The 8,431-nt window shown below is 34.1% G+C and carries 6 protein-coding genes and 1 pseudogene; 4 read left to right on the plus strand and 3 right to left on the minus strand.

The window, feature by feature from the left end:
* Positions 1-1,531: 1,531 nt before the first annotated feature.
* The 3 genes and pseudogenes from BW942_RS22275 to BW942_RS17620 all read left to right on the plus strand — a co-directional run bounded on the left by BW942_RS22275 (position 1,532) and on the right by BW942_RS17620 (position 4,013).
* Positions 1,532-1,777, plus strand: coding sequence for a transposase family protein (locus BW942_RS22275; RefSeq protein WP_002002248.1), 246 nt, complete (start codon positions 1,532-1,534; stop codon positions 1,775-1,777).
* A 47-nt stretch (positions 1,778-1,824) separates the two neighbouring features.
* A pseudogene (locus tag BW942_RS21885) lies at positions 1,825-2,189 on the plus strand (transposase family protein).
* 456 nt (positions 2,190-2,645) lie between these two features.
* Positions 2,646-4,013: a flavin-containing monooxygenase gene (locus tag BW942_RS17620; RefSeq protein WP_000839957.1), complete on the plus strand. Its 1,368-nt coding sequence runs from the start codon at positions 2,646-2,648 to the stop codon at positions 4,011-4,013.
* A 424-nt stretch (positions 4,014-4,437) separates the two neighbouring features.
* Here BW942_RS17620 and BW942_RS17630 read toward each other — a convergent pair whose 3' ends face one another.
* The 3 genes from BW942_RS17630 to BW942_RS17640 form a co-directional block, all read right to left on the minus strand.
* Positions 4,438-5,451, minus strand: a complete 1,014-nt coding sequence (locus BW942_RS17630) for a zinc-dependent alcohol dehydrogenase family protein (RefSeq protein ID WP_000870126.1) — start codon at positions 5,449-5,451, stop codon at positions 4,438-4,440.
* Positions 5,452-5,665: 214 nt separating this feature from the next.
* Positions 5,666-5,899: a hypothetical protein gene (locus tag BW942_RS17635; protein ID WP_000120679.1), complete on the minus strand. Its 234-nt coding sequence runs from the start codon at positions 5,897-5,899 to the stop codon at positions 5,666-5,668.
* Positions 5,889-6,128: a hypothetical protein gene (locus BW942_RS17640; protein ID WP_000479728.1), complete on the minus strand. Its 240-nt coding sequence runs from the start codon at positions 6,126-6,128 to the stop codon at positions 5,889-5,891. Before BW942_RS17640 ends, BW942_RS17635 begins: the two co-directional genes overlap by 11 nt.
* Positions 6,129-6,237: 109 nt before the next feature.
* On the opposite strand from BW942_RS17640, the gene ispG reads away from it, so the two are divergent.
* Positions 6,238-8,229, plus strand: a complete 1,992-nt coding sequence (gene ispG / locus BW942_RS17645) for a (E)-4-hydroxy-3-methylbut-2-enyl-diphosphate synthase (RefSeq protein WP_001011583.1) — start codon at positions 6,238-6,240, stop codon at positions 8,227-8,229.
* Positions 8,230-8,431: the final 202 nt, after the last annotated feature.

Raw genomic sequence — 8,431 nt, forward strand, 5'->3', positions numbered from 1 at the left:
AACGTGAGTTCCGGCGTAAGAAATTCATGATTCTGAAAAAAGTTGGAATCTGAACTTTATAGATCGATTCTTTAAATGTGGGAGCTACCACAATTGATAAAATAGAAGTTTATAACACTTGAATCTGTCGTATTCAAGTGTGGGAACTCTCACAAAACTTAGGTTTGTCTGTAAAATGATGTAGGAACTACTACTTTTAGACAATTTTTCAACCACCGAACTCACGTTAAAATCATGATTTGTGGTAGTTCCCGCAAATTAAGTCGCATAATAAATTTTTAAACATTCATTTTCTGAAAAAAAGTTGAAATCTAAATTTTACAAATCAATTTCCGAAATGTGGGAACTACTACGAGATTAGAACTGTTCGAAAGTTCGCAAATTGCTAAATGCAACCTAATTTGTAGGAACTACTGCATTTTATTAAAAATTTTTAAAAAATTATCGCGTAAAATTCTTTGAGGTTTTAGGACAAGTTCTAATTACGATCATTTTAATAAGTTAGTTCATTATAAAACATAGTAGTTCCCACAAAAATCCTAATGTTAGCATTCAAATAGTTTTCAATATTCTTAAACTCTTGGGGAATTTCCTAAAATCTAAAGTTTTAGAACAAACTCTAAATTTACATTAGAATTGTTGAAAAATTAATTTTCCATTGATTTCTATTTCATGGAAACGGTCGATTGAGGCGTTTTGTTAATTGTTGCTATGGAATTTTTCAAAACTACATAAAGAAGTACCAAAATTTCTTACTGAAACAGTCCTAGTCTACGGTATTCAATTTGATAGGGATCAAGGAAAATTTTCACCATTCAACTATAAGTATTTGGGATAGGTCAGTTTTAAATTTGAAATTAGGTTAAGCTCTCCGTTTCATTTTATCTTAGGAATGATTTAAAACTTAAAATTTGTATCCTTGATACATTTTTTTTGAATGATAGAATACCTAAAATTCTGTTTCTAAACGAGGGTTTATTAAAAATTGATTCGATCTACTCTATAGTAATCATACTCAATTTTAGAACAAAAAATATTAATATTCTATAATATATTTTTTCACTATTATGGCAATATGAACTTTTTCTAAAACTTAGAATTACTTCAAAAAGGCAAATTATGGATAATAGAATTGTTGAAGAATTGCGAAAAATTCTTGTACATATAACTGATGATAGTGTATGAATAATGCTATCCAAAGAAAAAGTCTTAAAGAATCCTAGAATGTCGCAAGCGTTGCTTGGTGTCTCTAAGCAAGAATTCAAAACACTCTGTGTTCCATTTGGCCTTTCGTATCTATCTTTGAAAGAAGAAATAAAACATAATTAGAGTTGTTGAAAAATTTCATAATGAAGATTCGCAAAATTGCTTCAATTGTCCATTTCAATTCAACAGAAACAAATCAAGAATTAATTTTTCAACAACTCTATTTTACAAAAAGTAGAAAATCAATCTTACAGGATATAGAAGAGAATCTATTTTTTATTTAAAGACTTATCCAACTTACGACGTATTGGGAGTAGTTTTTAAAATGGACAGGACTACTTCTTGTAAGTTGGTAAAACTTTTGGCGGAGGCTTTGTTTCTTTCACTTGGTTCCATGAATACTCTTCCCGCAAATGAAATTTCAGACCTTAAAAGAAAGTTAAAGAAGTTAAAAAAACTGAAATATGTAATTATAGACGGAACAGAAAGACCTATTAGAAGGCCAACAGATAAGGATCTACAGAAAGAATTCTACTCTGGAAAAAAGAAAAGACATACGATTAAAATCTAATTTTGACAAATAAGGATAAAGCAATCTTATTCTTATCAAACACGATATTGGGCAAAACACACGATCTTAAAGTTGCGGAGAACGTGATGATCACTTCTGCAGTTCCTAAAGATGTCGCATGCGTCCTTGACTCTGGTTTTGAAGGAATTGAAAAGACATCAAAGAAAACGAATATTATCAAACCCAAAAAGAAACCTAAGAAAAGAGAACTTCCGCCAAACAAAAAGCAAAGAATAGAAGAATTAGTAAAAAAAGAATTTTCGTAGAAAATGCTTTTGCTGGTATTAAAAGATTTAGAATTACATCGGATGTCATTAGAAGTTTTAGAAAAAACTTTAAACATCTCGTTTTTGTTTTAGCCGCTGGACTTTGGAACCTTCATTTATTTTTTGATAAACGGTTTAATTGGTAATTTTTCAACAACTCTAATATACAATTTTCTAGAACTGAATACATACGTCTTTGTTAAAATCGACAAATCAATTTTTGGTATTATTTTTATATGTACAAAATTTTTCGAATGAACTGATGTAAGTTCACATTCTTAAGATCTATACAAACGTTCTTATATAAGTATAGAAAAAAAATCTAATTTTAGCCGATCAAGAATAGAGTTGTTGAAAAATTCCCTATTTCCGATTAACAAAACTGCTTCAATTGCCCGTTTCCATAAAATAGAAACAGATGGAGAATTAATTTTTCAACAATTCTAATAAACAAATTAAGATTGAAAAATGAAATCCTTCCCATTTTTTTACTTAAAATTTCTTGCATCTAAATTCTATATAAATAGGATCTTTCGAAAATATAGTATTCGTTGATATTTTAATTGATTTCACGAATGATCTCAAAGCGCAAGGAGGATCGAATGAAATCGAACGCCAGAGTTTGTGTAGTAGGTGCTGGACCAAGCGGAATTGCCGCCGGAAAGAATTGTGTCGAATACGGTTTGGATGTAGTAATTTTCGAAAAAAACGATAAAGTTGGCGGGAACTGGGTTTTCAACGCCAAAACCGGTCATTCCAGCGTCTACGAAAATACCCACATCATCAGTTCTAAGGTTTGGTCCGAATATGAAGACTTTCCAATGCCCGAAGATTATCCCGAGTACCCAAATCACAAACAACTTCAAGCTTATTTTGAATCTTATGCAAAACACTTCGGAGTCTATAAGAAAATTCGATTTCATCATACCATTCAAAAGATTACCAAAACACCTAACGAAGAATGGAAAGTAGAATATACAAACGCTTCTAAAAAAAAGAAGGTAGAATTTTTTGACGTCCTTATGGTTGCAAACGGACATCACTGGGATCCCAAATATCCAGAATATGAAGGCAAGTTTACTGGTAAGTTTTTACATTCTCACGATTTCAAAGGTGTTACAAACGAATGGAAAGGAAAAGATATTTTAGTCATCGGAGCCGGTAATTCAGCTTGTGACGTTGCAGTCGAATCGGCAAGAGTTGCAAACAGTGTAAAGTTATCAATGAGAAGTCCTCAATGGTTTTTTCCGAAATTTCTTTTTGGTATGCCTTCTGACGTGTTTGCGGCAAAAACTCCAAATTGGATTCCTTCTATCATTAAACAATTTGCCCTTAGTAAGTTAATTTATATATTACAAGGTTCTTATAAAAACTATGGCCTTCCAGAAAATAAAAATCTAGCGCTCAGTCATCACCCAACTTTAAATTCAGACCTTCTAGATTTTATCCGTCATGGTAGAATCAACCCTCGTCCTGCGATCAAAAAATTACACGGTAAAGAAGTGGAATTTATAGATGGAACCAAAGAACGTTTTGACATCATCTGCGCTTGCACCGGCTTTTGGACTACGTTTCCTTTTTTTGATAAATCGTTTATCGATTTTCAGCACGTTGAAAAAATTCCTCTCTTTCGCAAGATGATACATAACGATTTTCAAAATTTATATTTCATCGGTTTGTTTCAACCCGTAGGTTGTATCTGGCCGATGGCAGATTATCAAGCAAAACTAGCTTGTTTAGAAATTTTAGGAAAATATAAACGTCCCAAAAATTTGAAGGCCGCAATTCAATACGAAATTGATCATCCTCACTTTACATTTGAAAGAGGCCAAAGACACGCTGTAGAAGTAGACTATCACTCTTTCCGTAAAGAACTTAGATTGGAACTTTTAAAAGCGGGTGTAGATATTGGAAAACCTCCCGGTGGAAATAAATCTCTTTATAAAAATTTTCCAAAAGCTGCGAGTTAAGACAAATTTAAAAACCGTTCGTATCAGTGAAAACTTATACAAGAATATAATAAAAATAGAATTTACGGAGATTACTATTTTTGATTTTTAAAACGTAGAGTTCCTACATTTATTTTTAGAGACCAGTTCAAGACAATTCCGAACTTTTAAAAATTTTACTGCGAAATCTTTAAATGTGGTAGTTCCCACATTTGAAGATTTTACCGTAAAATATAGATTTATGGTAGTTTCCACAGATTGAGTCACATAAAATAGAAACAAGATGGAGAATGGATTTTTCAACAACTCTAATATTCATTTTTCTTAATTTGGATTCATAAGAGTTCCCTGCATCAATCGCTTTCGCATTAGATTACGCAGAACTCACTTACTGATTGATAAAATGCCAGAATTTAAAATTCGTCCTAAAACTTTTCAGTAAATTTTAAATTTCGATACAAATTTTTCCAAAATGTTTTCCTGCTTTCAGGCTTTCAAAAGCTTTAGGAACTTCTTCAAAAGAATAAACTTGATCCACTACGGGTTTGATCTTGTTTGTATTGATTGCAAGATTCATATCCTCGAAGTTTCTTTTACTTCCTACAATAATTCCCTGAATCCGAATCCCCTGCATCAAAATAGGAAATAAAGATAAGTTGTTACTTTCTCCTCCGGCTAAAACCCCAATCAGTGCAATCGTTCCCCAAGGTTTAGTACTAGAAATCGATTTTTGTAAAGTACCTGCACCTCCGACTTCGATGACAAGATCGGCGCCTTTCATTTCCGTTATTTTACGAACCTCTCTGTCCCAATTTGTTTTTTCATTGTAGTTGATGACTTCATCCGCTCCTAATTCTTTTACCTTTGCTAATTTTTCCTCACTTGAAGAAGTAGCAATTACTCTACATCCCATCATTTTAGCAAATTGTAATGCGAATATAGAAACACCTCCAGTTCCTTGAACGACTACAGTAGCTCCCGGTTGTATGTTTCCGTGAGTTACAATCGCGGTGTACGCCGTCAGAGCGGCACAAGGAAGTGTAGAAGCTTCTGCAAAAGAAAGATTTTCAGGCATTAAAACCAGACCTTCTTCCCTAAAAATTCTATATTCACAGAGTGTTCCGTCTAACGGACCTCCTAGAGTATTTTTCAACATATCTTTTTCCGGAGCGCCGTCAAACCAAGTCTGAGCAAAGTTCGCACATACTTTATCCCCTATCTTCCAACGAGTAACTCCAGGACCAACTTGAACCACTTCACCCGCTCCATCGGAAAGAGGTATCAAAGGTAATTTTTGTTTAGGATTGTATCTACCTATAGCCATTAGATAATCCCTATAATTTAAAGAAGCAGCCCTAAAACGAACGAGTACCTCTCCTTGTACTGGAACAGGATCTGGACGTTCTGAAATTTTTAAATTTTCCAGACCAAATTGGTTTTGAATTTCATAAACTTTCATAAATTCGTTTTATCCTTGTTAAATGACTTATTTTTTCTATCCATTTTAAAAGTAGAAAGAATAATCTATATTCCATTTTAAAACTTCAAAAGAAATTCACGGTTAATCTCTAAAAAACAGATCATATCAGAAAATTGAATTTGAAAATCTTTATCTTTGAATTTTATAGATATTTTCAAAAGATTGCTTTTGATAAAATCCGAAATTACATCGATCAAATCCTTTCTCGGATCAATCCTTCTCCCGATTTTAGAGAAAGAATTCTATAGCGCAAAAAAGTATTACATGTAGCTTCTTCCGTGTAACGAACTAAATCGTAATCAGGCCTAGGAGAACGAAAAAAATTAGAATGTATAAGTCTTTCCGAGATTTCTTTCTGAATATGTGCTCTCGCTTCAGTTCTTCTTAAATATTCAGAAGGTATGATTACTTCGTTCTTATAAGACAAAATATTGTCCCGATAAATAGCGACAGTAACCCGTATCCGGTAGGTTTCTGTTAGTTTCGAAAAGGGAAATTCCATGATTGATTATTTCCGAAGATGTGTTTGTACTATCGGATTGAGAAGACTCAAAATCAATTCGACCCGTAAAAATACGTGAAAGAAATTTACAGAGTTTGACAGTTCTCTCAAATGTAAAAGAAACTCCATTTTTATGAAGAACTTGTAAAAACATCGTTTTTTACTTAGTTTTGGAATCGGTTTTACTCTGATAAAAAGGAGAATGACGAAGTTATAATTCTCTACAAAACTGTCTTAAGTAAGAGGGAGTATTCTAAACGAGAATGAATTTTAGATACAATCAAACACCTTTCGGTTATCAAAGAAGAAAAACCAGAGAAGTCAAAGTAGGAGACGTCAAAGTAGGCGGTAATAATCCGATTGTCATCCAATCTATGATCAACAGTGATACCACGGATACACAAGGTTCCGTAAAACAAATTTTGGAATTAGAACGCGCCGGCTGTGAAATCGTAAGACTTACTGTTCCCTCTCAAGCGGACGCGGACAATCTTCCTTCCATTCGGCAAGAACTGAAAAAAGCGGGCAGTAAGGTTCCTCTCGTTGCGGATATTCATTTTACCCCTAGCGTCGCCATGAAAGCGGTCGAGTATGTAGAAAAGGTGAGAATCAACCCGGGTAATTTTGCAGATAAGAAAAAATTTGCGGTCAGAGATTATACAGACTTGAAATATAACCAAGAATTGGAAAGAATTTCGGAAGTATTTTCCCCTCTTGTTTTACGTTGTAAAGAATTAGGAGTTTCGATGAGGATCGGAACCAATCACGGTTCTCTTTCCGATCGGATCATGAACCGATACGGCGACACTCCTCAGGGTATGGTTGAATCCGCACTCGAATTTATTCGTATTGCAGAAAGTTTAGGATATTATGATATTATTGTAAGTATGAAAGCTTCCAATCCTCAGGTTATGGTTCAAGCCTACAGGATGTTAGCTTCCAGATTTAACGAGCTAAAAATGGATTATCCCCTACATTTAGGAGTCACCGAAGCAGGAGACGGTAATGACGGAAGAATCAAATCTGCCATCGGTATTGGTTCTCTTTTAGAAGACGGTCTAGGAGATACAATCCGGGTTTCTCTTACGGAAGACCCAGTCTTAGAAGTGCCAGTTGCAAAACTTCTTGCAGACAAATTTAACAAAAAAATCTCGAACCTAAATTCCGTAAAAGGTTATTCCGAATTTAGAAATCCTTTCTCTTATAATCGATTTTATAGTAGTGAAATTAAGATCGTTCAATTCGAAGCGGGAGAAAACCATCCGGTTCGAGTGGAGACTATTTTACCTTTCGAAAATTCAAACTCATTTTTAGAAAACGTTGCAAAACTTTATCAGTATGGAAAATCTCTTTCGATAGAACCGGAAAGCATTTTAGTAGATTCCCCCTTACCCGATCAATTGAAAGAAATTTCTGAAGCTGCTACGGCTTTGTCTATTCCGGTGGGGATCCTTCTTTCTAAAAACGTTTCTTTAAACGAAAAACTTCAAAAAGAACTTCTTAGTTTTCCTAAGATTGTATTTGATCCGTTTCTTCAATTTCAGGATGGAGAAAAGATGTTATCTTTTCTAAAAGAAAGACAAAACGCTGGGCTTTTTTCGGAAATTCATACGAGTGGTGATAAACTCGATTCTCTCAGAGGACTTCCAGATACGTTATCCGAAATAGGTATCAAAAACGTTTTATTTTCTCTGGATTCTAAAGAAATTCTATACGACTATAGAAAGTTAGGAAGCATTCTAAGCCGTTTTGAATTTCCGATTCTTCTTCACGGTTCTTTTTCCAACCCAGAAGAAGCTTTATATAATTCCGCAATCGGTATCGGTGGACTTTTGATAGACGGCATCGGAGATCTGATACGAATCTCCACTTCTAAAATCAAAGACATCGAAGAAATATTCCAACTTTCTTATGATCTTTTACAAGGCACCAGACTTCGTTTAACAAAAACGGAATATATATCTTGCCCTTCCTGCGGTAGAACTCTTTTTGATCTTCAAGAAACTACGGCCAGAATCAAATCCAGAACTGGTCATCTTAAGGGAGTTAAAATTGCGGTGATGGGTTGTATTGTAAACGGTCCTGGCGAAATGGCGGACGCGGACTTTGGCTATGTGGGCGCCGGTCCTGGTAAAGTTCATCTTTATCGAGGAAAAGAAATCGTTCTGAAAAACGTCCCCAGCGAAATCGCGGATGAAAAGTTAGTCCAACTCATCAAAGACAACGAACTTTGGCAGGATCCTTCTAATGATTAAAATTTCATAATTTTATGTTATTTGATCTGACGGCTTCTTTGTTTTTGATTTATCAAGACTTTATTTAAAACTTGGTCCGACAAATTATTGAATGTGGGTTCGATTTTTAAATAGATCTGCAAAACCTAGACTTGTAAGAGTTCCCACATTTTTAAAATAGATCTGTAAAACCTAGATTTGTAAGAGTTCCCACATTTTTAAA

Source organism: Leptospira interrogans (assembly GCF_900156205.1).
In the GTDB taxonomy this organism is placed as follows: Bacteria; Spirochaetota; Leptospiria; order Leptospirales; family Leptospiraceae; genus Leptospira; species Leptospira interrogans.

What these genes read in the sequence shown, in the direction of transcription:
- BW942_RS22275 (WP_002002248.1), top strand. Translation starts at nt 1,532, where the DNA reads ATGGACAGGACTACTTCTTGTAAGTTGGTAAAACTTTTGGCGGAGGCT.
- BW942_RS17620 (WP_000839957.1), top strand. Translation starts at nt 2,646, where the DNA reads ATGAAATCGAACGCCAGAGTTTGTGTAGTAGGTGCTGGACCAAGCGGA.
- BW942_RS17630 (WP_000870126.1), bottom strand. Translation starts at nt 5,451, where the DNA reads ATGAAAGTTTATGAAATTCAAAACCAATTTGGTCTGGAAAATTTAAAA.
- BW942_RS17640 (WP_000479728.1), bottom strand. Translation starts at nt 6,128, where the DNA reads ATGTTTTTACAAGTTCTTCATAAAAATGGAGTTTCTTTTACATTTGAG.
- ispG (WP_001011583.1), top strand. Translation starts at nt 6,238, where the DNA reads ATGAATTTTAGATACAATCAAACACCTTTCGGTTATCAAAGAAGAAAA.